The sequence below is a fragment of the Mycobacterium sp. 852002-51613_SCH5001154 genome, from assembly GCF_001667425.1.
In the GTDB taxonomy this organism is placed as follows: domain Bacteria; phylum Actinomycetota; class Actinomycetes; order Mycobacteriales; family Mycobacteriaceae; genus Mycobacterium.
Window position 1 is genome coordinate 54,717 of record NZ_LZII01000056.1, and the last position, 24,513, is coordinate 79,229.

26 protein-coding genes are annotated in these 24,513 nt (G+C 66.9%); 14 read left to right on the forward strand and 12 right to left on the reverse strand.

All coding sequences use genetic code 11. From position 1 onward, the window contains the following. Window positions 1-24: 24 nt before the first annotated feature. A complete protein-coding gene (locus A5750_RS15665) occupies window positions 25-1,227 on the reverse strand; it encodes a cytochrome P450 (RefSeq protein WP_067263986.1) in 1,203 nt (400 codons plus the stop codon). Between the two features lie 15 nt (window positions 1,228-1,242). Further along, window positions 1,243-1,908, reverse strand: a complete 666-nt coding sequence (locus tag A5750_RS15670) for a TetR/AcrR family transcriptional regulator (RefSeq protein ID WP_067263989.1) — start codon at window positions 1,906-1,908, stop codon at window positions 1,243-1,245. Window positions 1,909-2,093: 185 nt separating this feature from the next. On the opposite strand from A5750_RS15670, the gene A5750_RS15675 reads away from it, so the two are divergent. Next, a complete protein-coding gene (locus A5750_RS15675; protein ID WP_067263993.1) occupies window positions 2,094-2,879 on the forward strand; it encodes a spirocyclase AveC family protein in 786 nt (261 codons plus the stop codon). Between the two features lies 1 nt (window position 2,880). Here the strand turns inward: A5750_RS15675 and A5750_RS15680 are convergent, their stop codons facing one another. Then, window positions 2,881-3,855 carry an LLM class flavin-dependent oxidoreductase gene (locus A5750_RS15680; protein WP_067263996.1) on the reverse strand — a complete coding sequence of 325 codons (975 nt, stop codon included), beginning with the start codon at window positions 3,853-3,855 and terminating at the stop codon, window positions 2,881-2,883. Window positions 3,856-3,969: 114 nt separating this feature from the next. On the opposite strand from A5750_RS15680, the gene A5750_RS15685 reads away from it, so the two are divergent. Further along, on the forward strand, window positions 3,970-4,191 hold the full coding sequence (locus tag A5750_RS15685; protein ID WP_066956899.1) for a hypothetical protein: 222 nt from the start codon (window positions 3,970-3,972) through the stop codon (window positions 4,189-4,191). Window positions 4,192-4,271: 80 nt separating this feature from the next. Next, a complete protein-coding gene (locus tag A5750_RS15690) occupies window positions 4,272-5,414 on the forward strand; it encodes a MalY/PatB family protein (protein WP_369828715.1) in 1,143 nt (380 codons plus the stop codon). On the opposite strand, the gene A5750_RS15695 is transcribed toward A5750_RS15690, so the two are convergent. Beyond that, window positions 5,411-6,139 carry a DUF2652 domain-containing protein gene (locus A5750_RS15695; protein WP_067263999.1) on the reverse strand — a complete coding sequence of 243 codons (729 nt, stop codon included), beginning with the start codon at window positions 6,137-6,139 and terminating at the stop codon, window positions 5,411-5,413. The genes A5750_RS15690 and A5750_RS15695 overlap by 4 nt on opposite strands. Window positions 6,140-6,253: 114 nt before the next feature. Here A5750_RS15695 and A5750_RS15700 point away from each other — a divergent pair, with 114 nt between their 5' ends. Continuing rightward, entirely contained in the window at window positions 6,254-7,159 is a 906-nt protein-coding gene (locus tag A5750_RS15700) for a haloalkane dehalogenase (protein ID WP_066956908.1), read from the forward strand. A 38-nt stretch (window positions 7,160-7,197) separates the two neighbouring features. Here the strand turns inward: A5750_RS15700 and A5750_RS15705 are convergent, their stop codons facing one another. From A5750_RS15705 to A5750_RS15715, 3 genes are read right to left on the reverse strand one after another with little or no spacing between them, the layout of a single operon-like run. Next, window positions 7,198-8,202 (reverse strand): VOC family protein, encoded by a 1,005-nt coding sequence (locus tag A5750_RS15705; RefSeq protein ID WP_066956911.1) that lies wholly within the window; start codon window positions 8,200-8,202, stop codon window positions 7,198-7,200. Beyond that, window positions 8,199-9,059 carry an alpha/beta fold hydrolase gene (locus tag A5750_RS15710; RefSeq protein ID WP_066956914.1) on the reverse strand — a complete coding sequence of 287 codons (861 nt, stop codon included), beginning with the start codon at window positions 9,057-9,059 and terminating at the stop codon, window positions 8,199-8,201. The genes A5750_RS15705 and A5750_RS15710 overlap by 4 nt, the downstream gene beginning before the upstream one ends. Beyond that, a complete protein-coding gene (locus tag A5750_RS15715) occupies window positions 9,056-10,642 on the reverse strand; it encodes a bifunctional 3-(3-hydroxy-phenyl)propionate/3-hydroxycinnamic acid hydroxylase (RefSeq protein ID WP_066956917.1) in 1,587 nt (528 codons plus the stop codon). Before A5750_RS15715 ends, A5750_RS15710 begins: the two co-directional genes overlap by 4 nt. A gap of 95 nt (window positions 10,643-10,737) precedes the next feature. Here A5750_RS15715 and A5750_RS15720 point away from each other — a divergent pair, with 95 nt between their 5' ends. Genes A5750_RS15720 through dmpG form a run of 3 tightly spaced genes read left to right on the forward strand, consistent with a single transcriptional unit; the run spans window position 10,738 to window position 13,345 of the window. Continuing rightward, window positions 10,738-11,376, forward strand: coding sequence for a TetR/AcrR family transcriptional regulator (locus A5750_RS15720; RefSeq protein WP_066956920.1), 639 nt, complete (start codon window positions 10,738-10,740; stop codon window positions 11,374-11,376). Then, complete coding sequence (locus tag A5750_RS15725) at window positions 11,373-12,338, forward strand: acetaldehyde dehydrogenase (acetylating) (protein ID WP_197505433.1); 966 nt, start codon at window positions 11,373-11,375, stop codon at window positions 12,336-12,338. Before A5750_RS15720 ends, A5750_RS15725 begins: the two co-directional genes overlap by 4 nt. Then, window positions 12,335-13,345, forward strand: coding sequence for a 4-hydroxy-2-oxovalerate aldolase (dmpG, locus tag A5750_RS15730; RefSeq protein ID WP_066956923.1), 1,011 nt, complete (start codon window positions 12,335-12,337; stop codon window positions 13,343-13,345). The genes A5750_RS15725 and dmpG overlap by 4 nt, the downstream gene beginning before the upstream one ends. Before the next feature lie 34 nt (window positions 13,346-13,379). Here the strand turns inward: dmpG and A5750_RS15735 are convergent, their stop codons facing one another. Further along, window positions 13,380-14,123 (reverse strand): 3'(2'),5'-bisphosphate nucleotidase CysQ, encoded by a 744-nt coding sequence (locus tag A5750_RS15735; RefSeq protein ID WP_066956926.1) that lies wholly within the window; start codon window positions 14,121-14,123, stop codon window positions 13,380-13,382. Window positions 14,124-14,286: 163 nt separating this feature from the next. Between A5750_RS15735 and A5750_RS15740 the strand changes: the two genes are divergently transcribed. Next, window positions 14,287-14,841, forward strand: a complete 555-nt coding sequence (locus A5750_RS15740) for a hypothetical protein (RefSeq protein ID WP_197505436.1) — start codon at window positions 14,287-14,289, stop codon at window positions 14,839-14,841. Window positions 14,842-14,844: 3 nt separating this feature from the next. On the opposite strand, the gene A5750_RS15745 is transcribed toward A5750_RS15740, so the two are convergent. Then, window positions 14,845-16,020, reverse strand: a complete 1,176-nt coding sequence (locus tag A5750_RS15745) for a thiolase family protein (RefSeq protein ID WP_067264159.1) — start codon at window positions 16,018-16,020, stop codon at window positions 14,845-14,847. A 168-nt stretch (window positions 16,021-16,188) separates the two neighbouring features. On the opposite strand from A5750_RS15745, the gene A5750_RS15750 reads away from it, so the two are divergent. Both A5750_RS15750 and A5750_RS15755 read left to right on the forward strand, forming a co-directional pair. Further along, window positions 16,189-16,581, forward strand: coding sequence for a hypothetical protein (locus A5750_RS15750; protein WP_067264002.1), 393 nt, complete (start codon window positions 16,189-16,191; stop codon window positions 16,579-16,581). A gap of 367 nt (window positions 16,582-16,948) precedes the next feature. After that, on the forward strand, window positions 16,949-17,419 hold the full coding sequence (locus A5750_RS15755; RefSeq protein ID WP_156664341.1) for a nuclear transport factor 2 family protein: 471 nt from the start codon (window positions 16,949-16,951) through the stop codon (window positions 17,417-17,419). Window positions 17,420-17,439: 20 nt separating this feature from the next. Here A5750_RS15755 and A5750_RS15760 read toward each other — a convergent pair whose 3' ends face one another. Continuing rightward, window positions 17,440-18,027 (reverse strand): TIGR03086 family metal-binding protein, encoded by a 588-nt coding sequence (locus A5750_RS15760; RefSeq protein WP_067264008.1) that lies wholly within the window; start codon window positions 18,025-18,027, stop codon window positions 17,440-17,442. Between the two features lie 92 nt (window positions 18,028-18,119). Here A5750_RS15760 and A5750_RS15765 point away from each other — a divergent pair, with 92 nt between their 5' ends. Continuing rightward, a complete protein-coding gene (locus tag A5750_RS15765) occupies window positions 18,120-19,007 on the forward strand; it encodes a DMT family transporter (RefSeq protein ID WP_066956937.1) in 888 nt (295 codons plus the stop codon). Here the strand turns inward: A5750_RS15765 and A5750_RS15770 are convergent. Then, window positions 18,999-19,373 (reverse strand): VOC family protein, encoded by a 375-nt coding sequence (locus A5750_RS15770; protein ID WP_066957013.1) that lies wholly within the window; start codon window positions 19,371-19,373, stop codon window positions 18,999-19,001. The genes A5750_RS15765 and A5750_RS15770 overlap by 9 nt on opposite strands. 145 nt (window positions 19,374-19,518) lie before the next feature. On the opposite strand from A5750_RS15770, the gene A5750_RS15775 reads away from it, so the two are divergent. The 3 genes from A5750_RS15775 (at window position 19,519) to A5750_RS15785 (ending at window position 23,442) form a co-directional block, all read left to right on the forward strand. After that, window positions 19,519-20,274 carry a sensor domain-containing protein gene (locus tag A5750_RS15775; protein WP_066956940.1) on the forward strand — a complete coding sequence of 252 codons (756 nt, stop codon included), beginning with the start codon at window positions 19,519-19,521 and terminating at the stop codon, window positions 20,272-20,274. Between the two features lie 199 nt (window positions 20,275-20,473). After that, entirely contained in the window at window positions 20,474-21,814 is a 1,341-nt protein-coding gene (locus A5750_RS15780) for a magnesium transporter MgtE N-terminal domain-containing protein (RefSeq protein WP_066956944.1), read from the forward strand. Beyond that, complete coding sequence (locus tag A5750_RS15785; RefSeq protein WP_066956947.1) at window positions 21,811-23,442, forward strand: Nramp family divalent metal transporter; 1,632 nt, start codon at window positions 21,811-21,813, stop codon at window positions 23,440-23,442. Before A5750_RS15780 ends, A5750_RS15785 begins: the two co-directional genes overlap by 4 nt. On the opposite strand, the gene A5750_RS15790 is transcribed toward A5750_RS15785, so the two are convergent. Beyond that, window positions 23,432-24,457, reverse strand: a complete 1,026-nt coding sequence (locus A5750_RS15790) for a TIGR03617 family F420-dependent LLM class oxidoreductase (RefSeq protein WP_067264011.1) — start codon at window positions 24,455-24,457, stop codon at window positions 23,432-23,434. The two genes, A5750_RS15785 and A5750_RS15790, sit on opposite strands and share 11 nt — an antisense overlap. Window positions 24,458-24,513 lie beyond the last annotated feature (56 nt).

A 24,513-nucleotide genomic window follows, 5' to 3' on the forward strand; every position in this document is an offset into this window, starting at 1 on the left:
GGCCGCACACTCGAGCCGGAAGCGTCAGCCGGTGACGACGGGCAGGCGCGCCCAGCCCCGTACGCTCGCGGTGTGCGCGCGCTGGGCGTTGGCGTAGTCGACTTCCCAGTCGGGCCAGCGCTTGAGGACCTCTTCGAGGGCCACGCGGCCTTCCATCCGCGCCAGCGCGGAGCCCAGGCAAAAGTGCAGGCCCTGCCCGAAGCTCAGGTGGCCGCCCCCGCGGTGGATGTCGTAGCGGTCCGGATCCGTGAAGTGTCGATCATCGCGGTTGGCAGAACCGTTGAGCAGCAACATGTATGAGCCCTCGGGCACGACGCGACCGTAGAGCTCGGCGTCCTGGGCCACGTAGCGGGCCTGCACCGGCGAGGGTGGCTCGTAGCGCAACGTCTCCTCGACCGCGGCGGGGATCACGGACGGGTCGGCGACCAGTTCGCGGCGCTGATCCGGGTGATCGGACAGCAGCTGTCCCATGAAGCCGATCAGCCGGGCCGTGGTCTCGTTCCCGGCGCCGGCGATCATGGCGGTGTAGGCCAGCACCTCGGTCCGCGACAAGGGCCGCCGGGTGCCGTCGGGTTCCTCGATCTCGGCCCGCAACAGGTCGGTCATCAGGTCGTCGGACGGGTGATCGGCCCGCCATTCGATGTACTCGGCGAACACCACGATGCTTTCCTCGAACAGCTTCGCGTTCACCGCGGCCGGGTCGCGCTCCTCGGACAACTCGATGTAAGCCCCGCCTCGATCGCGGATCTTCGCCTGATCCTGCTCCGGAATGCCCAACAGGTAACCGATGGTCCGCATCGGCATCATCGCCCCGAGATCGGCGATGAAGTCGAAGCCGCCGGCACCGACCAGCGGATCCAGCTCCCGGACACAGAAGCCGCGCACCAGGCTCTCCACGGCCAGCATGCGCCGCGGCGTGAAGACACGGGACAGCAAGCGGCGGTGCAGGTCGTGCAACGGCGGGTCTTCGAACAGCAGAATGCCCGGTGGCACTTCGATATTGGCGAACAAGATGTCGGCCGTGGTCCCGCGCCCGGATCGGTAGGTCTGCCAGTTCGGCAGTTCACGCGCCACGTCGTCGTAGCGGCTCAGCGCGAAGAAATTGTATTTCTCGTTGTAGTACAGCGGCGCCTCGTCGCGCATGCGCTTCCACACCGGGTACGGGTTGTCGTCGATGTCGGAGTCGAACGGGTCGTAGTACAAGTCGATCGTGCTGGTGCCCGCCATTTTCAGTCCCTTCGCTCAGTCGTTTCGGTGTAGGAAGCCATGCAGGATCGCCTGGGTGAGTTCTTCGACGATGACCTCTCGAGACGGCGGCTTGGCGCCGAAGTAGGTGGAGCGCAACGCGGCCATCCCGGCGATCATTGCCACCGTCGAGTGAGCGGGCAGGTCGGGGTGGTCCGACCGCAGCCCTCGCAGATGCATGCCCTCCGCGCTGATCTCCCCGAGCGCCGTGATCGCCCGCCTGATATCGGCGATGCCGGCGTCGGCCTTCTCCTCCTCGCTGAGCGCCTCCGACGCCATCAGCGTCAGCAGCAGACCCTGGTGTTCGACGAAGACGTCGTAGAGCTGTCCGACGAAGTGCCGGGCCAGGTCTTGCTCGTCGGTCTCCTCGGGGACCACCGATTGCCAGGTCCGGCCGAACTCGGCGACGAAGTCGATAAACGGCTGGACGAGCGCTTCGCGGAACAACGCCGCCTTCGAACCAAAGTGGCGGAACAACAAATGCTCGGTAACGCCTGCGGCCTGGGCGATTTCACGCGTGGTCGTGCTGCGGTAGTCCTGGCGGGCGAAGCGCGCCCGAGCGCTGTCGAGCAGCAGCTTGCGCGGAGCGCCACGCGGTCGGCGGTTAGCCGGGGCCGGCGCTTCCGCCGCGCCGGGCTTCGTGCTGGGTGGCCGCTGGGGCACAGTTTCGCTCCTCGCCGATTGTTGACTGCCTTTAGGATAGTGTGCACTATCTAATGAGTCGAGCGAAGGGGTGCGACCGTGGGCGCCGTCATCATGCTGGGCACGCTGTTCGGGCTGATCGTCGTGATCTTCGGGCTGGTGCTGCGCTTTGACCCGCAGGCGCGCCGGACCCCGGGGAACGACCAGTGAGCTCCCAGATGACGCCCGTGATGCAGGCGGCGAGTGACTTCGCGCTCGTCGGGGGCATCGGGTTCACCGCCCTCGGCGTGTACCTCAGCGTTCGGCGGCGCCGTCTCCACCCCCTCCTGCTGCTGTGCATATCGGCGATGTCGTTTTCGTGGATCGAGGCCCCCTACGACTGGGCGATGTATGCACAGTTCCCGCCGGCCATCCCGCGCATGCCGTCGTGGTGGCCGCTGAATGTGACGTGGGGTGGACTGCCGTTGTTCGTTCCCGTCGGCTACATCTCCTACTTCGTGCTGCCGGCCGTGACCGGCACCGCGCTCGGGCGATGGTTGAGCGGACGGTTCGGATGGCGCAGGCCCCCAACGTTGTTGGTGGTAGGCCTTATCGTCGGCTTCTGCTGGGCGCTGTTCTTCAACGGATTCCTGGGCGCGAAGCTCGGCGTGTTCTACTACGGCCGGGTGATTCCCGGGCTGGCGATCCGCGAGGGCACCGTGCATCAGTACCCGCTGTACGACTCCCTCGCGATGGCGATCCAGATGATGGTCTTCACCTATCTGCTGGGCCGCACCGACCCGCAAGGACGAAACGTCATCGAGATGTGGGCCGAAAACAGGTCGAAGAGCCGCCTGTGCTCGTCGCTGCTGTCCGTCGCCGCTGTGATCGTCGTCGGAAACGTCCTCTATGGCGCGGTTTTCGCGCCGCACCTGGTGACGAAGCTGGGCGGCTGGGTGACCGCGGGCCCGACGGAGCAGTTGTTTCCGGGCGTGCCGAATCAACCCAAGTAGGTCACCCAAGAGCCTGCGGCAGCACAGCCTCGCCCACTCGCTTGAGATACGGCCACGCGATGTCCGGCGGCAGCCCGCCGCACAGCGGCGACAGGTTGAGGACCTGGCCGGCGCGGACCCGCGAAACCGCTTCGGGGACAGAGATAATCACGTGCGATGTCCCGGTCGCACGCAGCTCGTCCACGGTGTTGACGTGGCTGAATCCCGCCGTCGTCTCGTCGCCGGGGTTCCACGCGGCATAGGTGCGGACATCGTGCAGCAGATGCTCGCCGATCTCTTTCCACGCCTGATCCACGTCGTCGGCGACGAAGACGACCGAGGGCGTGTCGCGGTCGGGAAAGAAGGTAGGCCCGGGCTGATGGCCGTGCTCGCGGCAGGCCTCTTCGTAGGCTTCCTGCATGCCCGGCGCGTTGGCGTTGCCCAGCATGCCCAGGCCATACCTGCCGGCCCGCCGGGCCGCCGCCAACGTTCCGCCGCCCCACATCAGGCCCGGCCCGCCGGGAGTCAGCGGGCGCGGTGTCACGGTGATCCGCCGTCCGTCCTCGATGACGGTTTCACCGGCAAGCAGTCGCCGTAACAGCGCGAGTTTCTCGTCGCAGAGGCGGCCACGCGTCTTGATCGGCACGCCGAATTGCTCGAACTCCTCGGGCCGATAGCCCAAAGCTAAGATGTAGGACGTCCGCCCGTTGCTGATGATGTCGAGGACCGCCATGTCCTCGGCGAGACGCACGGTTTCGTAGAACGGAAGAATCAGGATCAGGCTCAGCGCCAGGCGCTGCGTTCGCCCGGCCACCGCCGAGGCCAGCAGTAGCGGTGACGGCAGATAGCCGTCCTCCGACCCGTGATGCTCGCACAGCACGGCGGCTAGACCGCCGTGCTCCTCGGCCCAGGCGCACATTTCGGGTGCCGCGGCGTACAGATCGGTTGGGGGCGCGGCCCATTCGGGATCGCGCATGTCGAAGCGCAGTGTGTACACGGCAAACTCCTAGGTGGCCTAATCTTGGTGATGCACGTTACACGCTCAGCCGAAGGCGTAAAGCGGCAGCGTCGTGGGAATGTCCAGCGAGCTCAGCAGGCCCGGGGGCGCGTGATGATCAGCGGCGACCCCGACATCGATTGCACGCTGGCCGCGACGCTCAAGGACCTGCGCAAGGCCGGAGTCGGCGGAATGACTTCCGGGGCCGGCGCGATGGTCGCCACCGCGATGCGCGTCGTCAACGCCGTGCCGTATGTCGTTGCGGCAGAACCGGGATTGCTCAGTTCGGTGGACCTGCCGTTGACGATCCCGCAACACGCGTTTGTCGGCGGGTAGGGCTCGCCGGTTACTCTGCGGGCGTGACGTTTAACCCGCTCGAGGAGCTCACGCTGCAGCAACTGCAGCTCCGCACGAGCATGAAATGGCGCGCGCATCCGGCCGATGTCCTGCCGCTGTGGGTCGCCGAGATGGACGTCATGCTGGCACCCACCGTGGCCGACGCCCTGCGGGCGGCCATCGACAACGGTGACACCGGATATCCGTGCGGCACCGCACTGGCCGAAGCGGTCGGTCAATTCGCGTCGGAGCGTTGGCAGTGGCACGACCTGGAGGTCAGTCGCACCGCGATCGTCCCGGACGTCATGCTCGGCGCCGTCGAGCTGTTACGTCTGGTCACCGACCGCGGCGACGCCGTCATCGTCAACCCGCCGGTGTACGCCCCGTTCTATGCCTTCGTCACGCACGACGGCCGCCACGTCGTGGAAGCGCCGCTCAACGCCGAAGGCCGAGTCGATCTGGACGCGTTGGCGGACGCCTTCGCACGCGCCCAAGGGCGCGGTGGAAACGCCGCGTACCTGTTGTGCAACCCGCACAATCCCACCGGAACGGTGCATACGGCCGACGAACTCGGGGCCATCGCCGAACTCGCCCGCCGGTTCGGCGTCCGGGTGGTGTCGGACGAGATTCACGCGCCCGTCGTCTTGTCGGGCTTGCGGTTCACCCCGTACCTGACGGTGCCCGGCGCGGAGAACGCCTTCGCTCTGACGTCCGCATCCAAGGCCTGGAGCCTGTCCGGACTCAAGGCGGCGCTGGCCATCGCCGGACCGGAGGCGGTCGCGGACCTGCACCGGATGCCGGAAGAGGTCAGCCACGGGCCGAGCCACCTCGGCGTCATCGCCCACGCCGAGGCCTTCCGAACCGGTGGCGACTGGCTCGACGACCTGCTGCGCGGCCTGGATCGAAACCGGTCGCTGCTCGGCGACCTGGTCGCCGAGCACCTGCCGAAGGTGAAATACCAATGGCCGCAAGGGACTTACCTCGGGTGGCTGGATTGCCGGGAGCTGGGCTTCACCGAAGACGCCGCCGATGGGCTTGCGGTAGTGGCCGACATGTCCGGGCCCGCCCAGTGGTTCCTCGACCATGCGCGGGTGGCGCTCAGCTCCGGCCACGTCTTCGGCACCGGCGGCGCGGGGCACGTCCGGCTGAACTTCGCGACCTCGGGGGCCATCCTCTCCGAGGCCGTGTCGCGGATGGGCCGCGCCCTCGCCGATGCGGGCTAGGCCGGAATCTCTTCGGCGCCGCGGCCCAGGTTGCGAAAGCCCTCGGCGGGCCGCTTGAAGCCGAGCACGAACGGCAGCGAATTCAACTCCAGCTTGGCCGTGGCCCCAAGCCGGCGCAGGAAGCTGGAGTCGGGTGCGGGAAGGGAGACCTGCGACGTCGCGAGGTCGAGGTAGTGCGTCGACGTTTCCCCGATGTCGTCGAATATATGGATCAGCGGTTTGCACTGCGAGCGCACCGGTTCGTCGAGACAGGCCGCGACGGGATCGGTCATCAGCACGTATTCGATCACGGGCACCATATCTTTCAGCATGCGATGCACGAGGATGACGTCGAAGCCCGCGAGCTCCGTGTAACGCTTCACCCGTTGCTCGGCCACCTCGCCCTGGTGGACGACGAACTTCAATGAGAGTTTGTCCAATTGCGCGCAACTCGCACACTCGCAGGCGAGATCCTTTTGGAAGCGCTCACGCCGGGCGATGAACGCCTCCCGCATCCGGGACAGCCGGTCGCACACCAGCACTTTGGCGTCGCCGTCGGGCGCCCAGAAGAAGGCGGCGTCACCCTCCAGCTTCGCCAGCTTCAGGCCTCTGCCGGCGTCGATCACCGACTCCAGCAGACCCGCCACCGTCAATTGCGCATGGGCCAGGTGGGTGCGGTTCCACTGCATGTAGTGGGTGTAGCCGCTGATGTCGGCAATGATCAGGACCGCGCGCCGAATCGCCATGAACGAACCAGTTTAATGTCCGCGCGACGACTAGCCCAATGAAATCTCCCACTAGACGAACTCGCGTTGTCGCGAGAGGCTAACTCAAGGCGCCCGCCACCGGAGGAGCTGAATATGCATGTGCTACGAACCCCGGACTCCCGATTCGAAAACCTGGAGGGCTATCCGTTCGTAGCGAACTACATCGACGTGGCAGCGACCGACACCCAACCGCTAAGCATGCACTTCCTCGACGAGGGTCCGGCCGATGGGCCGCCGATCGTGCTGCTGCATGGGGAACCCACCTGGAGCTACCTCTACCGGACGATGATCCAGCCGCTGGCCGACGCCGGAAACCGGGTACTCGCGCCCGACCTGATCGGTTTTGGCCGGTCGGACAAGCCCAGCCGGATGGAGGATTACACCTATCAGCGGCACGTCGAATGGGTGACCGCCTGGTTCGAGCGCCTGAATCTCAAGGACGTGACGCTGTTCGTGCAGGATTGGGGATCGCTGATCGGGCTGCGCATCGCCGCCGAGCAGGGCGACCGCATCGCTCGACTCGTGGTGGCGAACGGTTTCCTGCCCACCGCGGACCGCCCGACGCCACCCGCCTTCCACGTCTGGCGGGCGTTCGCGCGCTACTCCCCCGTGCTGCCCGCCGGCCGCATCGTCTCCGTGGGGACCGTCCGCCGCGTTCCTGCCAGGGTGCGGGCCGGGTACGACGCGCCGTTTCCCGACAAGACGTATCAGGCCGGGGCCCGCGCCTTCCCGCAACTGGTGCCCACCTCCCCGGACGATCCGGCGATCCCCGCCAATAGGGCCGCCTGGAAAGCGCTGGGCCAATGGGACAAGCCCTTCCTCGCCATCTTCGGCGCCCGCGACCCCATCCTCGGCAAGGCGGACCGTCCCTTGATCAATCACATCCCCGGGGCCGCGGGCCAGCCGCACGCCCGCATCCGCGCCAGTCACTTCATCCAAGAAGACTCCGGACCTGAACTGGCCGAACGCATTCTGTCCTGGCAGCAAGCGCTGCGCTGACCGCGCCTGGGCGCCGGACGTCAACGCTCCCCTGTCGATCAGTGGTCTGGGATGCCCGCCCCGGCCAGAGCCGGAACTGCGTCCTCATCGCGTAGCAGCGACGCGGCACCGGTCTTGAACTGGGTGAGTTTGTCGATGATCGTCTGCCCCTCTGGAGTGTGGCCCCAGATGCTGATGCCCTGGTGGGTGGTGGGCTCCCAGGTGGCCTCGTCGACGACGATCGGATTCCAGCCGACTTCCCATTCGAACCCCGACGGCGTGACGGCGTAGAAGGACAGCTCCTTGTCGTTGGTGTGCTGGCCCACCCCGAGCGCCATCCGGAAACCCAGTTGCTTGACGCGCTGGTAGGCGGCGGCCATGTCGTCGAGTTCTGCGACCTGGACATTGACGTGCTGGACCCGGGTGCGGATCGGGTTCAGCCTCAGCCGGTTGACCGAAGCGATCGCCACCGTGTGATGCCGCTCGTTGAACCGCAGGAAGCGGATCTTGAATCGGAGGCCGCTGATCGTCTCGTCGATGTAGTCGGACAACCGCGCGTCCAAAACCGTGTCGTAGTAGCCACGCAGCTGATGAGGCTTTGTGGTGGCGACGGCAACGTGCCCCAAACCCGCTGCGCCCGTGACGAACCCGCCCGAAGCCACCATGCGCAACGGCGCGATGCCGGGACGTGCGCGGGTGAAGACCTCCTGGGTCAGGCCGTTCGGTCCGGGGAACCGGACGAGCCGCTCCACGCCGCGCAGCGCCGCCTCCTCGTCGGTGCCCTCGGCCACGGGCACACCATGCTGGGTCACGCGCGCGAGGACGGTGTCGAAGGCGTCGTGGTCGTCGAGCTGCCAGCCGACCGCGGCGACGTCTTCGGCGGGGCCGCGTTGCAGCAAGAACCGGCACTCGTTGTCGTCGAGGCGGAACCGCATGGCGTCGGTTGTCCCGTCGTCGCAGTGCATGCCGATGGCCTCGCGGCCGAATCGCCGCCAGTCGCCGAACTTTTGCGTCTCGATCACCACGTAACCGAGGTGGACCCGGCCGAAAACCGACGGGCTCATCGCTCGTTCTCCAAGAAATCGACGACCAGACGGTTGAACAGTTCGGCGCGTTCCCATTGCATCCAGTGCCCGGTGTGTGAGGTCATCACCAGATCCGCGTCCGGCAGCGCGTTGAGCAGCAGGGGGCCGCCCGATGGCCGGTTCACCTTGTCGTCGCGGCCCCACAGGACGAGCGTCGGTGCCATCAGGGTCCGCAGCCGGCTGTCTCGGGTGAGGTCCATCCGCCACAGGGTGCGCAGCGCCGTGGGGCCGGAGGGGCGGCGCAGCGGCGGATCCGCGACCACCTCCGGGTCGATCGACGCGCGATAGCGCAGGTCGATCAGGTCCTCGGGCACCGAGGCACCGTCGTAGACCAGATAGGTTCGGATGAACTGCGCAAGCTTGTCGCGGCTCGGGCCGTCGCCGCCGTAGTAGGAGAGCAGGCTCCGCAATCCGGGCGTGGGCAGGCCCCTCGTCGTGCCAATCCCGCCCGGACCCATCAGCACCAGCTTGCCGACGCGGTGCGGGGTGTCCAGGGCCAGCCGTAGGGCGGCCGCGCCGCCATACGAGTTGCCGACGAGATGGGCGGTATCGATGCCGAGTTCGTCGAGGAGGCCGCGCATCATGTCGGCCAGGTAACCGAACGGATCGTCTTGGTCGACGCCCTTGACCGACCTGCCGTAGCCGGGCATGTCGGGAACGATGAGCCGGAAATGCGTTGCGAGAGCGTCGATATTGCGCGAATAGTTCGACACTCCCGACGCACCGGGGCCACCACCGTGCAGCAGGACAACGGCCGGTCCGTTCCCCGTCTCGGAGACGAAGATCGGTTTCCCGGCGACGCTTACGGTCCGCTCGTTCAACTGTGTGGTGATCATGCGGTGACTCCGATCGGGGTGGCCGGCAGGGGTGGCGTCAGGTCGATGAAGTACTTCGGCGGCGCCGGCAGCGAACGGCCCTCGCCGACGGCGGCGAACACGAATCCGTCGGGGCGCAGCACCACCGCCGCCGCCTTCTTGCTCCGAAGCCACCGGGTCAGCGTGCCGTCGTCGTCGCGAATCGCACCGGCCTGCGGCGCGCCGGCCTGGATGGCCACGGCACGAGCGCCCAGCCGCGCCCACCGATCGGTGCCCGGTGGCGCCGCACCGAGGTGCAGGACGGCCCAGCCCCCGCCGATGACGTCGTCCGCCCGCAACCTCTTACCGGTGGCGTCGGTTACCCAGGGTTGCGGCAGCTGCCAACCGACCGCTGCGTGCGCCTCGGATGTGAAACATCCGTCGGGGTAGTGCGCGGGCGGAATCCAAATCAGGCTCTGCCCCGCCTTGAGCACGCCGGGCAGCCGCGTCAGCGCGCGTAGCAAGTGATTTCTCAGGAATGCCAACGACTTTCGACGCTCGGTGATGAGGCGTCCGTTGCGCACCGCGCGACGGGTGACCTCGGTGACGTGGGGTTTGCGCTCGACCTGGTAGCTGTCGAGCAGTGCATCCGGTGCCCGGCCGCGCGACACTGCCGCGAGCTTCCAGCACAGGTTGGCCACGTCGCGCACCCCGGCCGACATCCCCTGGCCGATCCAGGGCGGCATGGCGTGTGCCGCGTCACCGGCCAGGAAGACCCGCCCGACGCGCCAGCGATCCGCGACGCGCACGTGGTGGCTGTAGATGACGGCGCGCAGGATCTTCACCTGCTCGTCGGTGACGCCCTGCTCACGCAGGACCTCCCACACCGCCTCGTGGGTGACGAGTCGCTTCTCGTCCTCTCCGGCCCGGGCCGGGTACTCCCAGCGGTGATGCCCCAGCGGAGTCGGGCAGTCCACCGTCGGACGGGTGGGGTTGCAGTGAAAGCGTAATCGGTCGTGACCCTCCCACTCGCGGATCACCTTGGTATCGATGACAACCCAGCGTTCGGCGTACGTGCGTCCCTCGTATCCGACTCCGAGCTGAGCGCGGGTCGGCGACGCGCCGCCGTCGGCGGCGATCACGTAGGAGGCTTTCACGCGTTTGAAGGTGTCGGTGCGCAGGTCGGCGAGCATCAGTTCGACCGCCGAGTCGCCATTGACCAAGCGCAGGCATTCGTGTTCGAGCAACACCTCGACGTTGGGGTACCTGGCCACACCCTCTCGGAGCACGTGGTCGACCGCGGGCTGGTACAGGAACTGCTGCGGTGGATGCCCGCAGCCCCGCGACGTCATGGTGGTTTCGACGAACGGCGCCCCGTCGGCGTCGACCCACGCCAACGGCCGGTCGGGCAGCATGTCCCGCTGCAACCGGTCGGCCAAACCGAGGGACTGCCAGATCCGCATCACCTCTTCATCGGTCGAAATGGACCGCGCGCGCCCGTACACGTCGGGATCGCGCTCGATGACGACGACGTTAAGTCCCATGCGGCCAAGGAGATTCGCGGCGGTGGCGCCCGTGGGCCCATAGCCGATCACCGCCACGTCATAGGTCGGGTGCTCGTTCATTGCCCTCTCGCCTTCGTGTCGGGCTTGTTCTGTAGTGATCGCTACGTTAATGTAATGATCACTACAGAGTCAAGGGCCTCCAGCGAGGAGATTCAGTGGCCGCTAACGACAAGCCGCAAAAGTCGAACAGGCGCCGCCGCGTCGACGGCGAAGCGTCCAGAAGCCGCATCCTGGACGCGGCCACCGAGATCGCCAGCGAGCGCGGCTACGAGGGCACCAGCATCGGCCTGGTCAGCGCCAAGTGCGGCCTGCCGGCCAGTTCCATCTACTGGCACTTCAAAGACAAAGATGATTTGATCGCGGCGGTCATCGAACACAGCTTCGCGCAATGGCTTTCGGCCTGGCAGATGCCCGCCGAAGGGACCGCGCGGGAGCGGCTCGTCTCGATGGTTATGCAGATCGCCAAGGCGCTGCTCGACTCCCCCGACTTCCTGCGCCTCGGTCTGATGCTCGCGCTGGAGCGCCGGCCGGTCGAGCCGCGGGCGCGTGCCATGTTCCTCGCCGTGCGCGCCCAGGCGTTCAAGACGCTCACGCTAGCCATCCGCGATGTCGTCCCGGGGCTGACCGACGCCCAGGTCCACCAGTTGGCCACCTACGCCCTCGCCGGTGGCGATGGCCTGTTCGTCGCCAAGGAGCTCGGCGGTGACTCGGTCGACCTGCTGACGCTGTTTGAGCTGCACGCGAACACCCTCTACGACACCGCGCTGCGCATGGGCGCCGAGAACGCAAAATGAGCCCCGCACAACAGTGGCCGGTGGCCATCATCGGTTCGGGCAACATCGGCACCGACCTGATGCTCAAGATCGTGGGCGGCGACGGTCCGCTCACCGTGGGCGCCATGGTGGGCGTCGACCGTGACTCGGACGGGCTGGCCCGGGCGCGGCGTATGGACGTGCCCGTCACCGCCGACGGGGTCGACGGGTTGCTGAGCATGCCGGACCTTGCCCGCATCAAGCTCGCCTTCGACGCCACTTCCGCCAACGCGCACCGCGCCAACTGGGCGGCCTTGCGAGACAGCGGGATACGAATGCTCGACCTCACGCCCGCGTCGGTCGGCCCGATGTGCGTGCCCGTGGTCAACCTCGACGACCACCTCGACGCACCCAACCTCAACATGGTGACCTGCGGCGGGCAGGCAACGGTGCCGATCGTTGCCGCCGTCGCCAAGACGGGAATCGTCTCCTACGCCGAGATCGTCTCGTCGATCTCGGCGAAGTCCGCCGGCCCGGGCACCCGGGCCAACATTGACGAATTCATCGAAACCACCTCAACCGCAGTGCAAGTTGTGGGCGGCGCGCAGCGCGGCAAGGCCGTCATCATCGTCAACCCCGCCGACCCCCCGGTGCTTATGCGCAACACCGTGTATTGCCTCGTCGACGGGGATGTCGACCACCGCTCGATCGAGAACGAAATCCTCGACGTGGTCGGCCAGGTCGCCGCGTACGTGCCCGGCTATCGGCTGAAGCAAGACGTGCAATTCGAGGTCTTCGGCCACGACGATCCGCTCTACATTCCTGAAACCGGCAAGTTCACGGGTACCCGCGTCACGGTGATGCTCGAGGTGGCCGGCGCAGGCGACTATCTGCCCGCCTACGCCGGGAATCTCGACATCATGACCTCTGCCGCCAAGGCCACCGCAGAGCGCTTGGCCCTGCATGCCATGCACCGCGCCGAAAGTGTCAGGGCCACAACGTGACCCAACACATCTATGTCAGCGACGTGACCCTGCGCGACGGTATGCACGCGGTGCGCCACCAGTACAGCGTCGAACAGGCCACCAACATCGCGCGGGCACTCGACGAAGCGGGGGTCGACTCGATAGAAGTCGCTCACGGTGACGGGTTGTCGGGTTCGAGCTGCGTGTACGGGTTCGGGGCGCACACGGACGCCGAATGGATCGAGGCCGTCGCCGCCGTCGTCGACCACGCGAAGATCGCGACGCTCCTTCTGCCGGGAGTGGGAACTCTGCGCGACCTCAGGCAGGCGCACCGCGCGGGCGCAACGGTCGTGCGCGTCGGCACCCACTGCACCGAGGCCGACATCGCCGCGCCTTACCTGTCCGCCGCCCGCGGCTTGGGCATGGACGCCGTCGGCTTCCTGATGATGAGCCACATGACCAGTCCCGCCGGTCTGGCCGCCCAAGCCAAGCTGATGGAGGGGTACGGAGCCACCTGCGTCTACGTCGTCGACTCGGGCGGTGCGATGACGATGCGCGATGTCGGCGACCGGGTCCACGCTCTGCGCCAAACCCTTTTAACCACAACGGAAATCGGCATCCACGCCCACCACAACCTGTCGCTGGGCGTCGCCAACTCGATCACCGCCGTCGAGCACGGCGCCTACCGAGTCGATGCCTCCCTGGCGGGCATGGGAGCGGGTGCCGGAAACGCGCCGCTCGAGGTGTTCATCGCCGCGGCCTCCCGCCTTGGCTGGCACCATGGCTGCGATCTCCATCGGTTGCAGGACGCGGCCGACGACGTCGTCCGGCCCCTGCAAGACCGGCCCGTACGGGTCGACCGCGAAACCCTGACTCTCGGCTACGCGGGCGTGTATTCCAGCTTTCTACGGCACGCGGAGGCGGCCGCTGCCCGGTTCAGCATCGACGCCCGCACCCTGCTCGAAGAGGCGGGCCGGCGCGGGATGGTGGGCGGCCAGGAGGACATGCTCGTCGACATCGCCCTCGACCTCACCGGTGCTCACTGAACGCAAGATCCCTGCTTTCGCGCGGTGAGGAGCCTCAGCGCGTAACGGCCAGCACGGCTTCGGCCAGCTCGGGCCGGCAGACCACCAGATCCGGCAACTTCGGGTCTGACCGGTTGTAGGCCAGGGCGGACCCGTCGATGCGCGAGGTATGCAGACCGGCGGCGCGGGCCACCGCCACCGGGGCGGCCGAGTCCCATTCGAATTGACCGCCGGCATGCACGTACACGTCGGACAGCCCCTGGACGAGTGAAGCCACCTTGGCCCCGGCGGAACCCATTTCCACCAGCACCCCGTCCAGTGCGTCACGCACGGCGAGGGCGATCGCGGGCGGCCGGGTGCGCGACACCACGATGCGCGGCTTGCCCGGCGCCGCGGGAGGCGAATCGACCTCGGGAGTGGCCAGGGTGATGCCCTGCGCCGGGAGTGCCACCGCACCGGCAACCAGCTCGCCGGCCTCCCACAGCGCGACGTGCACGGCCCAGTCGTCGCGTCCGAGCTCGGAGAATTCCCGGGTGCCGTCCAGCGGATCCACGATCCACACTCGCTGGGAGCGCAGTCGGACCGGATTGTCGATGCCCTCCTCGGACAGCACCGCGTCGTCGGGCCTTTCGTTGGCGAGGGCGGCCATCAGAAAGTCGTGGGATCGCTTGTCTCCCGCGGCTTTCCGCTCGCTCGGTTCGGCGTCGGCGAACTCTTCGCGGACCGTGAGCAACAGCCGCCCGGCCTCGGTGGCCAGCCGTGCGGCCAGTTCGTGGTCGTCCGTCAGTTGCAGGGCCATCACAATCCTTAACTTGGTAGCGTTGACCAACTTTACCCTGCGAGGACGACGCTGACGGGCCCCACCCCGGGTGGGAAGTTCCGGCCGTAATCTGGTGAATGTGAGCGGGGGCAACGTTCCTTTATTGAGCAGGTTGCGACGCATTCCACGGGGGCGTCTGATCGTGGTCGGCATCGTCTCGGTGGTTGCGCTGGGGGGCGTCCTCGCCTTCGTGGGGGCGAAGCTGGCCGAGGGCAACCGCGACGCCGGGCCACCAACGGCCCAGCCGCCGCCACCGCAGAGTTTCGCCATCCCGGGCTGCTACAACCTGTCCGCCCCGCCGCTCGAGCGCCCCAAGCGGCTCAACGTGCTGGGCTGCGCCAGCGTAGCCGTTGCGCTGCAAGACATGTCGTGGAGCTCGTGGGGGCCGCAGGGCGCCGACGGCACAGGCAAGGCCGTCTTCAAGGTCTGCGACCCGAATTGCGCAGCGGGGTATCAGCTCACCGAGCCGGTCGTCGTGCACGCGTGGAATCCGCAACCGCCGCGGCGCGAGGCCATCTGCCAGGTCGGCTTGAACATCTTCGCCGACATGATCCTGTCCTTCCCCAAAGGCGTCCCGCCACCGAACGTGCAGAAGATCAACGCCCAGTACAACGGGCAGCCGGCGGTGCACTTCGCCAACTACTCGAGCGGCGACACGCGCGGCACCCAGTTCATCGGCTACACGTACTGCAACTAGCCGCTAGACCTCGATCACCACGGCGCCGCCCTGGCCGCCGCCCGCGCACATGGCCGCGACGCCGATGCCGCCGCCCCGGCGGGCCAGCTCATAGGCCAGCGTGGTCACCATGCGCGCACCCGAGGCCGCGATGGGATGGCCCAGGCTGCAGCCGCTGCCGGAGAAGTTGACCTTCTCCTCGTCGATGCCGTACTCCCGGCACGCCGCGATCGGCACCGAGGCGAACGCCTCGTTGATCTCCCACAGCGCCACGTCGTTGACCGACAGACCGGCCCGCTGCAGCACCTTGCCGATGACCTTGACCGCTCCCAGGCCGGTGTCCCTGGGGGCGACACCCGCGGCCGCCCACGCCCGGACCGTGCCCATCACGTTCAGGTTCTCGGCGGCGGCGTAGTCGCGGTCGACGAGCGCCACCGCCGCGGCGGCGTCGTTGGTGCCGCTGCTGTTGCCCGCCGTGATCGAGAACCCCTCGATCTCGGGGTGCAGCACTTTGAGCGTCGCGAGCTTTTCGACGGTGGTGTCCCGGCGGGGATGCTCGTCGACGGAGAACTCCGTGACCGAACCGTCGAACTGCGTGATCTTCAGCGGGAGGATCTCGTCGAGGAACTTGCCGGCGTCCATGGCGGCAATGGCGCGCTGATGGGAGCGCGCGGCCCAGGCGTCCATCTCTTCGCGAGTGATGCCTACCGCCTGTGCGGTGTTCCAGCCGACCGTGATCGACATGTCTTTGGCCGGCGCATCGGGGGTCTCGACGTGGGTCGGCGGCATCCAGCGCTCCTCGAACTTCAGCTCGGGGCCGGGGATGCGCCAATTCGTCAGCGGCGTCATCGACAACGACTGCACCCCGCCGGCGATGAGCACACGTTCCATCCCGGAGCCGATCTGGGCCGCGGCGTTGCCGATGGCGGTCAGGCTGCCCGCGCAGTGCCGGTTCACCGACTGGCCGGGAATGTCCTCCATGCCGGTCGCGGTGGCCGCATACCGTGCCAGATCTCCACCGCCATAGTGCGATTCGGCGAAGATGATGTCGTCGATCGCGGAGGGGTCGACGCCGGACCGGCGCACCACCTCGGGAAGCACCGCGGTGATCAGCGTCTCGGGCGGGGTGTTGACGAGCGTGCCCTTGAAGGAGCGGCCGATCGCCGTCCGAACCGCTCCGACAATGACGGGTGTAGCCATGTTCTCAACCTCGAAGGGTCTGGCTGCGATGGGCAGCGCGGATGTCAGCAGATAACGCAAATCGTAACAAATACCGTATGGCCAATAGTAAACGGCCTAAGTTCACCTGGACCGGGTGGACGAAGAGAGTTGACCGGTCGATCTTCACGAACAGGACACAATGGGCCCATGACAACCAGATCAGCCGCCGGCCGTGACACCACCCAACTGGCCGCGTACCGGGTCGCGGCGATGCTCATCGGCGTGGGGACGCTTCACTTCGTGGCGCCCAAACCGTTCGACACCATCGTTCCCGCCGAGCTGCCCGGAAGCGCACGGTTCTACACCTATGCGTCGGGTGTGGCCGAGGTGGGGGTCGGGGCGGCGTTACTGCCGCGACGCACCCGGCGATTGGCCGCGCTAGCGGCGGCCGTGTTGTTCATCGGGGTGTTCCCGGCAAACGTCAACATGTGCCGGTTGTGGTGGAACAAGCCCTGGCCGATGCGGATCGCCGCTCTGGCTCGGCTGCCCCTGCAGATCCCCATGATCACCACCGCGCTCAAGATCAGCCGCAACAGCTGACTCCCACGGCGGGCACATCTGCCGCAGCCGTGCCTGCCGGAGGGGATGCTCGGAGTGCCCGCCTCGCAGCGACTATGCGCGCGGGGCGGCTCCACGTTCCATCGCCCGGTGTTGTCGCTCGGAGGCGGGCAATTTGTGCGGCTCCCGGCGCGGGGACTGGTGTGGCCGGTGTGAACGGTGAGAGGTCGGCACACCCGATCCCTAGGCGCGGCACTCGCCGGTCGCCGCACTCGAATCAATTGTGGGGCAAAAAGAATACAGTTCTTCCAATGCGCGCTGATAGCTTGGCACCGGCGCCTGAGCCGGAAGATCCACATCGGTTCCACCGGCGCAGCGGAAACAATGAGTCGCTCGCAGAAAGACAACCATGGATTCAGCCCGAGCAAATATCGAACTTCTCAAAGCCTGGTTGGACGCCCACAACCGCGGTGACATCACCGCACTCGAGTACATGTCCAACGATGTCGAGATCGTGGAAATGCCAACCGGGGTCGTCTGGCGCGGCCGGCAGGACATGGAGAACCTCGCCCGATTGGCCTATTCCCGCAAGAGTCACAAGAGACTGACTCACATCTTTGCCACCGAGACGGCTGCGTGCATGGAATACGTCACCGTGGTGTCGATGGCGGGCGAGGTGAGCCCGTTCGAGAAGGAATGGGGTCTGCACGGAATCGATATTTCGCGTGCTGAACCGACAAGCGACGTGTTCGAACTGCCGGTTTGCTTCGTATGCGAAATCAAGGACGGCAGAATTCACCGCGCACGGGAATACTGGGACGCCGCCAGCGCGTCGCGTCAGCTGGGTGTGCATGAGCAGCAAGACAATTCAGGCCACTGACGAAGCAGTAGCCGCACCCGTCATCCGCTGCGGTCGACCGAACGCCCGAGGAACGCCATGAGCCGGGCCGTCGGCGTCGCATCCGCCGGCGCGGCTTGGGCCGGACCGAAGCCACCTGGTCGCCGCAACATCTGTTCCGGGGCCGATTCCACCAGCCCACGGCCCAGCGCGAGCAGGTCCTCGGGCAGCTCGATCAGCCGCCCTTGTGAGCGATGGATGTCCCAGGCGTGCATGGCCAAGTCCGAGACGGGATAGGTCAGCGCCCGATGCAACGGAACCTCACCTTCCGGCGATGTCCGCATCCCGTCGAAGTCGGCTTCCGGCAGGGCGTCTCGTAGCCGCGTCGCCAGCTCACGAAGGCGCGCCGCCGGGTCGTCGCACATCCAGTCGGAAGGCTGCGAGGGACCTCCCCAGATCTCGCCGTCCTCCACGAGGGTCACGACTTTCGCTGCGCTGCCGGTGACGTGACCCACCAGCTCGCGCAGGCTCCACCCCTCGAGATTGGATGGCTGGTCCCAGCTGTCCGGTGAAATGTGGTCGACGGCATCGATGAGTAGGTCGAGCGCCTCGGTAGCCATCACGCCGAGCCCGGAGGTCGTGTTGTCCATTCAGCCTCCTAAAGTTCAACGGGAAAACTTCCGCTACCGTCGGCCGCGTACCGTCCAGAAGTCTAGGGTCGCAAGTCACACGGGAGGGCCGCTTGGGCAAGACAGATATCGCAGCGGTTCTCGCGGTCGCCGCCGCCCTGATGGTTGGCATCGGAGACGTCATCCAGCAGCGATCCGCCCAGCAGGTCACCGACAAACCGGTTGGCACCCTCGCGCTATTTCGCCGGTTGCTTCGCGATCGCCAATGGTGGACGGGCAGTCTGGTGGCCGGCGCGGGATTCGGGTTTCAGGCCGCCGCGCTGGGCCTGGGTTCGGTGGTGCTCGTACAGGCCCTGTTGGTGACGTCGCTGCTGTTCGCGCTGCTCATCAGCGCGCGAGCGAACCACCGGAGAATCACTGTGCGGCAAGGGATTTGGGCCGTATTGCTGGCAGCCGCGGTTGCGGTGGTGGTGACGGTCGGCGACCCGCAGGAGGGAACGCCGCGAGGGTCGGTGCATACGTGGACCATCGTGGCGTTGGTCATGGGCCCCGCGCTGATCCTGTGCGTCGCGGGCGCGCGCATGTTCCCGGGCGGGGTCGGCGCGCTGTTGCTGGGCCTGATGTCCGGCTCGCTGTGGGGATTGTTTTCGGTGTTGACCAAGGGCGTGGTCGACCAACTCGACCACGGCATCCCGGCGTTGCTGCGCATACCCGAGCTGTACGTGTGGGTGGTGGTGGCGATCGCGGCCACGGCCTGGGAACAATCGGCGTTTCGGGCCGGCCCGCTCACCGCATCGCTTCCTGCGGTCACCGTCGCCGAGCCGGTCGTCGGATCGGTGCTCGGTGTCACCGTGCTGGGCGAGACGCTGCGAACCAACGACGTCGGCCTAGTCGCGCTCGGGGTATCGGTCACCGTCATGGCCGCGGCGGTGATCGCGCTGGCGCACAGCCAGGCCACCGGCGCCCCGCCAGCCGACGAAAAGCCTGCGGTATCAGCCTGATCGGCCGCGCGAGCCGACTCGGTGCGCCGTGCCGTCCGGATCGACATAGGCGAATTCGCGCAAGCCATAGGGCGTGTCCTGCGGTGGGATCAGGCGGCCATCGAGGCCTTCCAGTGCCGCCCACTCCGCATAGATGGCATCGGCATCGCTGACGTAGAGGTACACGCTGGCGGCGGTGCGCAGCGGGTCGTGCTCATCCCATTCGGTGAGGTGGATCGACACTGATCCACGTTCGACGAAGCCGTAACGATCCGGTCCGTCGTATCGGCGCGCATCGAAGCCGAGTCGTCGATAGCGATCCAGGGCGGCGTCCAAATTTAGGACCGGGACGATCGGCGCTACCGATGTGAAGTCGACTGCGGTCATACCGCGAAGATAGCGTTCGGCACTGAACTTGCCCAAGACAACCGGCAGCTGTCGTACGCTTCGTTCGCGAATAAGTGCTGAATAGGACGACGCGCGGGGGGTGCGCGAATGCTTGATAGCCGAATCAAGTAGGAAGGCACTCGATATGCGCCAGCTGACCAAGGCGCTTGCTAGTGCGGCCATTGGAATGCTGGTCGCCGGCTGCGGCAACAATGACGGCGGCGGCGCTGCCTCGTCATCCGCCATCACCAGCACCAGGGCGTTGTCGTCCAATGCTCCCCTGACGAAGGCCCAGCTGCCCGACCTGATGCTCAGCCCGAGCGAAATCGACACCGCGCTGGGCGTCACCGGAACATCGAGTGACCCACCGAAAACCGCGCTGGAAGAAGACACCGTAAAGCGCACCAATTACACCCTTCCCGCCGAATGCAAGTACGCCATCCACGCGGCTCTGGAACCCGTTTATGCGGACAGCGGTTACACGGCGGTTTACGGCTACCACGACCTTGCACCCGCTCCCCCGGGTGCGAATGACCTGGAAAGCCCTGACGTGTATCAGTTTGTCGTGTTGTTCCCGTCGCCCGACCAAGCGAACGCGTTTTTCACCACCTCGTCGCAGCAATGGCCCGCGTGCGCCAACCGGTCGGACACCGTACCCGCCGATGACACCCATCCCGAACTTCAGTGGAAGGTGGGACCGGTCGCCAACGCCAACGGGGTTCTGAGCGAAACCGTGACCCTGACCGTCAACCGAAACGGCGTGAATGTCACCGTGCCCTGCCAGCGGGCGCTGACCGTCCGCAACAACGTCGTCATCGACGTCGACGCGTGCCGCAAGGACGCGGGCGACCTTGGCGTCAGCCTCGCCAATCAGATCGCCGGGAAAGTCGGCAAGCAATAGGACCTCACTGGCCGCCCGCCGTTTACCTCCCGGCGGTAGCTACTCGCCGGGACCGCGGCGTACGATCTTGCGGCCGGTCAAGCGACGCCACTTGCGCCACCACCGATCCTGGCGGTAAGCCGTAGCTGCACACAATGTCGCGGGCCGGTTTCGTGCAGTCTGCTCGAAGGGTCGGTCGCGGGGTGTCGAGGAGGAGCGAATGAGCGCATCGGAGACGGGGGCGGCCCAACGCAGCGAGGAGCGGCCGGTGATTCACCTTTCGCAATTGCTGCGCGCGCCGGTGCTGGCCCGCGCCGGGGAAACCGTCGGCCGGGTCGAAGACGTGATCGTCCGGCTGCGGGGCGCCGACGAGTATCCACTGGTGACCGGGATCGTTGCCGGGGTCGGCGGTCGGCGTGTGTTCATCGGCGACAAGTCCATCGACGAGTACACCGCGGACCGAGTTCTGTTGACCAAGAACAAGGTTGACCTTCGCGGCTTCGAGCGCCGCGACGGCGAGGTGCTGTTGCGCGCCGATGTGTTGGGCCACCGGTTGATCGACGTGGCCAACGTGGAGCTGATACGCGCCTACGACGTGGAGCTGGAAGACATCGGCGGCGGATGGATGCTGACGCGCGTGGACACCCGACGGCCACCACGATTGTTCGGGCTGATCAAGCAGTCCGGTGGGCACGCTGCTCGGGATTGGAAGGCGTTCGAACCGCTGATCGGCGACGCACGTTCCGACGCGGTGCGGCGCCTGTCGGACCGGTTCGGCGAGTTCAAAGCCGCCGAGATCGCCGACCTTCTCGAGGAGGCGGACAAGGCCGAGGGCGGCGAGATCCTCGACCGGGTGCGCAGCGATCCCGAACTGGAAGCCGACGTGTTCGAAGAACTGGAGCCGGAAAAGGCCAGCCGACTCCTCGACGGCATGCCCGACAACGAGGTCGCCGCGCTGCTGGGCCGGATGCGCGCCGACGATGCCGCGGACGCGATCGCCGACCTGCGCCAGTCGCGGCGCCGGCGGGTGCTGGACATGATGCCGGGCCCGCAACGCACCAAGGTCATCACCTTGATGGGCTTCAATCCCGAAAGCGCCGGCGGGCTGATGAACGTCGACTTCGTATCGGCCGCCGCCACCACGACGGCGGCCGAGGCGTTGGGCGTGATCACCACCGCCAGCGCCATACAGCCGGAGGCGCTTATCAAACTGCATGTGCTCGACGGGGAGGGACGGCTCGACGGCGTGGTCTCGGTGATCACGCTGTTGCAGGCCCCGTCCGGTGAAACCCTTGAGCGGCTAATGGATTCGGACCCGGTGCGGGTCACCGCCGATGCCGACCTGACGGACGTCGCGCTATTGATGGCCGACTTCAACCTCTACTCCATCCCGGTGGTAGACGAACAGGACCGCGTGCTCGGGGTGGTCACCGTCGACGACGTACTCGAGGCGACGATCCCTGAAGACTGGCGCCGGCGTGAGCCCGCTCCGCGCCCCGTCCGCGAGCTCGCCCAACCCGGTGACCCCAATGCGCGCGTGCCGGGAGGTAACGGGCCGTGACGTCAGGTCGCGAAGAGACGGCCCACAGCGCGGTGCTCGACACCGCGCACCTGGGCGATATCGAGGGCGCGTTCGGACGGATCAGCGTCGGCGAAACCGAGCACGCACGCACGTGGAAGACACGGTTGCTGACCCTGCTGGCGATCGTCGGTCCGGGAATCATCGTGATGGTCGGCGACAACGACGCCGGCGGCGTGGCCACCTACGCCCAGGCCGGGCAGAACTACGGCTACTCCCTGCTGTGGGTGCTACTGCTGTTGATACCCGTGCTGATCGTCAACCAGGAAATGGTGGTTCGGCTCGGGGCGGTCACGGGCGTCGGACACGCGCGGTTGATCAACGAGCGCTTCGGCCGCGGCTGGGGCTGGTTCTCGGTGGGCGACCTGTTCTTGCTGAACTTCTTGACGATCGTCACCGAGTTCATCGGTATCAGCCTGGCCGCCGAGTACATCGGCGTCTCCAAATACGTGGTGGTGCCGGTGTCGGCGGTGGCACTGGTCGCGATCATGGCAAGCGGAAGCTTCCGGCGCTGGGAGCGCGCCATGTTCGTCTTCATCGCCGTCACCCTGCTACAGATCCCGATGCTGCTGATGTCTCACCCGCAGTGGGCCCAGGCGGCGAAATCCTTCGTGATACCGCGTATTTCGGGCGGCGTGAGCTCGGACGCGGTGCTGCTCATCATCGCCATCGTGGGCACCACCGTGGCGCCCTGGCAGCTGTTTTTCCAGCAGTCCAACGTTGTCGACAAGCGCATCACCCCGCGTTTCATCGGCTACGAACGCGCCGATACCGTGCTGGGCGCCTTCGTCGTCGTCATCGGCGCGGCCGCGCTGGTGATGACCGGCGAATGGGCGGCACGTTCCACCAACACCATCGGCGGTTTCATCGACGCCGGCGCCACCGCCCACCTCCTTGGGGAACATCGGGGGACGCTGGGCTGGATCTTTGCGATCGTCCTGATGGACGCCTCGATCATCGGCGCCGCCGCGGTGACGCTGGCCACCAGTTACGCCTTCGGTGACGTGTTCGGCCTGAAGCACTCGCTGCACCGCGGATTCGCCGATGCCAAGCAGTTTTACCTCTCCTACACCGCCATGGTGGCGGTGGCCGCGGCCGTCGTTCTGATACCGGGTGCTCCGCTGGGTCTGATCACCACCGCCGTTCAGGCCCTTGCCGGCCTACTCCTGCCCAGTGCCAGCGTCTTTCTGCTGCTGCTGTGCAACGATCGGGAAGTGTTGGGGCCGTGGGTCAATCGCCCGTGGCTCAACGGGGTTGCCGGGTTGATCGTCGGCACGCTGCTGCTGCTGTCCGGAATCCTGATGGCCACCACCCTGTTCCCCCAACTCGATGTCCTCGCGGTGGCCGGCTACCTGGCCCTGGTCCTGATCGTCCTCGCCGCTGGGGCTGTACCCGCGCTCCGCTGGATGGCCCGGCGGCAACCCGCGGCGCCCCCGGCACCACTGCCGGCACGCGGAGTGGACCGCAATACCTGGCGCATGCCACCACTGACCCTGCTGGAGCCGGTCACCTGGTCACCGGGCACCCGTCTCGGGATGATCGCACTGCGGGGCTACCTGATCCTCGGCGCATTGCTATTGGTGGTCAAGGCAATACAGCTCAGTCACTGACCGCTTGTCGTATCCGACGGGCCACCTCGCCGTACCGCTCGAAACGCTCCGGATCACCCACGGCGTTGTAAAGCACGAGCCGCGTGGCCATTCCGGCATATTTCTCCTTCAGCGCGTCCGCCAACCCGTCCCACGACGACTCGGTGGCAAAGACCGCGATGTGCTCGTCGCTGACCTGGGCCGCCATCCCCGCGAAGTCCCCGGCCTTCTGCTTCTCGCGAATCCGGGCGGTCGTGCCCTCGAACCCGGCCTGGTCCCAGATGAACGCGTAATTCGGTGTGCTGCCGTAGAAGGCCATGCTGGCTCGCACCACTTCGCGTTGCTTGTGGAGCTCTTCGTCGCCGTCGCCGACGATGGTCATCACCGGGACGATCACGGCGAGGTCCGACGGCGAGCGTCCCGCCTTCGCCGCTCCGTCGGCGACGTTCGGCAGGACGTGACGGGCGATGTAGCCGGGCTCGCCGATCGGGTGCACGTGCACCCCATCGGCCACTTCGCCCGCCATCCGCAGCATCCACGGATTGACCGCTGCGATATCGACTTTCGGATCGGGCGCCTCGATCGGACCCGGGCTCCATTGCGGGGTGATGAAGTCGAGGTCATAGAAATCGCCGTGGTGCTCGAGCGTCCCGGATCTAAACGCCGCGAAGCACGCCTTGACGGCGAACAAGTAGTCGCGCAGCCGGGGGCCGGGCCGCTCGAACGCCACGCCGTAGCGCCGGACGACGTGGGTGCGCACCTGGGTGCCCAGGCCCAGCCGGAAGTTTCCGCCGGTCGCTTCCTGAAGCTCCCACGCCGTGGCTGCCGTGACGAAGGGGCTGCGCGGGAACGCCACCGCCACGCCCGTGGACAACGCGAGGCCCGGAGCGGCCTGCGACGCCACGGCGGCGTTGAGGTAGGCCGTGCGCCCCGTCTCGGTGAACAGCAAACCGGAGAATCCGGCCGATTGCGTGCGCCGGGCCAAGTCGCCGATCTGGTGTAGCGGCTGAGGGACCGTCATCGCGTCGACGTGCATTCCTCGGAGCCTACGTGGGGCCGAGCGCTGTGCGGGCCGCGGGACAACCGCGCCGC

What these genes read in the sequence shown, in the direction of transcription:
- A5750_RS15665 (WP_067263986.1), bottom strand. Translation starts at nt 1,227, where the DNA reads ATGGCGGGCACCAGCACGATCGACTTGTACTACGACCCGTTCGACTCC.
- A5750_RS15685 (WP_066956899.1), top strand. Translation starts at nt 3,970, where the DNA reads ATGATCAGCGGCGACCCCGACATCGATTGCACGCTGGCCGCGACGCTC.
- A5750_RS15690 (WP_369828715.1), top strand. Translation starts at nt 4,272, where the DNA reads ATGAAATGGCGCGCGCATCCGGCCGATGTCCTGCCGCTGTGGGTCGCC.
- A5750_RS15695 (WP_067263999.1), bottom strand. Translation starts at nt 6,139, where the DNA reads ATGGCGATTCGGCGCGCGGTCCTGATCATTGCCGACATCAGCGGCTAC.
- A5750_RS15700 (WP_066956908.1), top strand. Translation starts at nt 6,254, where the DNA reads ATGCATGTGCTACGAACCCCGGACTCCCGATTCGAAAACCTGGAGGGC.
- A5750_RS15705 (WP_066956911.1), bottom strand. Translation starts at nt 8,202, where the DNA reads ATGAGCCCGTCGGTTTTCGGCCGGGTCCACCTCGGTTACGTGGTGATC.
- A5750_RS15710 (WP_066956914.1), bottom strand. Translation starts at nt 9,059, where the DNA reads ATGATCACCACACAGTTGAACGAGCGGACCGTAAGCGTCGCCGGGAAA.
- A5750_RS15715 (WP_066956917.1), bottom strand. Translation starts at nt 10,642, where the DNA reads ATGAACGAGCACCCGACCTATGACGTGGCGGTGATCGGCTATGGGCCC.
- A5750_RS15725 (WP_197505433.1), top strand. Translation starts at nt 11,373, where the DNA reads ATGAGCCCCGCACAACAGTGGCCGGTGGCCATCATCGGTTCGGGCAAC.
- A5750_RS15735 (WP_066956926.1), bottom strand. Translation starts at nt 14,123, where the DNA reads ATGGCCCTGCAACTGACGGACGACCACGAACTGGCCGCACGGCTGGCC.
- A5750_RS15745 (WP_067264159.1), bottom strand. Translation starts at nt 16,020, where the DNA reads ATGGCTACACCCGTCATTGTCGGAGCGGTTCGGACGGCGATCGGCCGC.
- A5750_RS15750 (WP_067264002.1), top strand. Translation starts at nt 16,189, where the DNA reads ATGACAACCAGATCAGCCGCCGGCCGTGACACCACCCAACTGGCCGCG.
- A5750_RS15755 (WP_156664341.1), top strand. Translation starts at nt 16,949, where the DNA reads ATGGATTCAGCCCGAGCAAATATCGAACTTCTCAAAGCCTGGTTGGAC.
- A5750_RS15760 (WP_067264008.1), bottom strand. Translation starts at nt 18,027, where the DNA reads ATGGACAACACGACCTCCGGGCTCGGCGTGATGGCTACCGAGGCGCTC.
- A5750_RS15770 (WP_066957013.1), bottom strand. Translation starts at nt 19,373, where the DNA reads ATGACCGCAGTCGACTTCACATCGGTAGCGCCGATCGTCCCGGTCCTA.
- A5750_RS15775 (WP_066956940.1), top strand. Translation starts at nt 19,519, where the DNA reads ATGCGCCAGCTGACCAAGGCGCTTGCTAGTGCGGCCATTGGAATGCTG.
- A5750_RS15780 (WP_066956944.1), top strand. Translation starts at nt 20,474, where the DNA reads ATGAGCGCATCGGAGACGGGGGCGGCCCAACGCAGCGAGGAGCGGCCG.
- A5750_RS15790 (WP_067264011.1), bottom strand. Translation starts at nt 24,457, where the DNA reads ATGCACGTCGACGCGATGACGGTCCCTCAGCCGCTACACCAGATCGGC.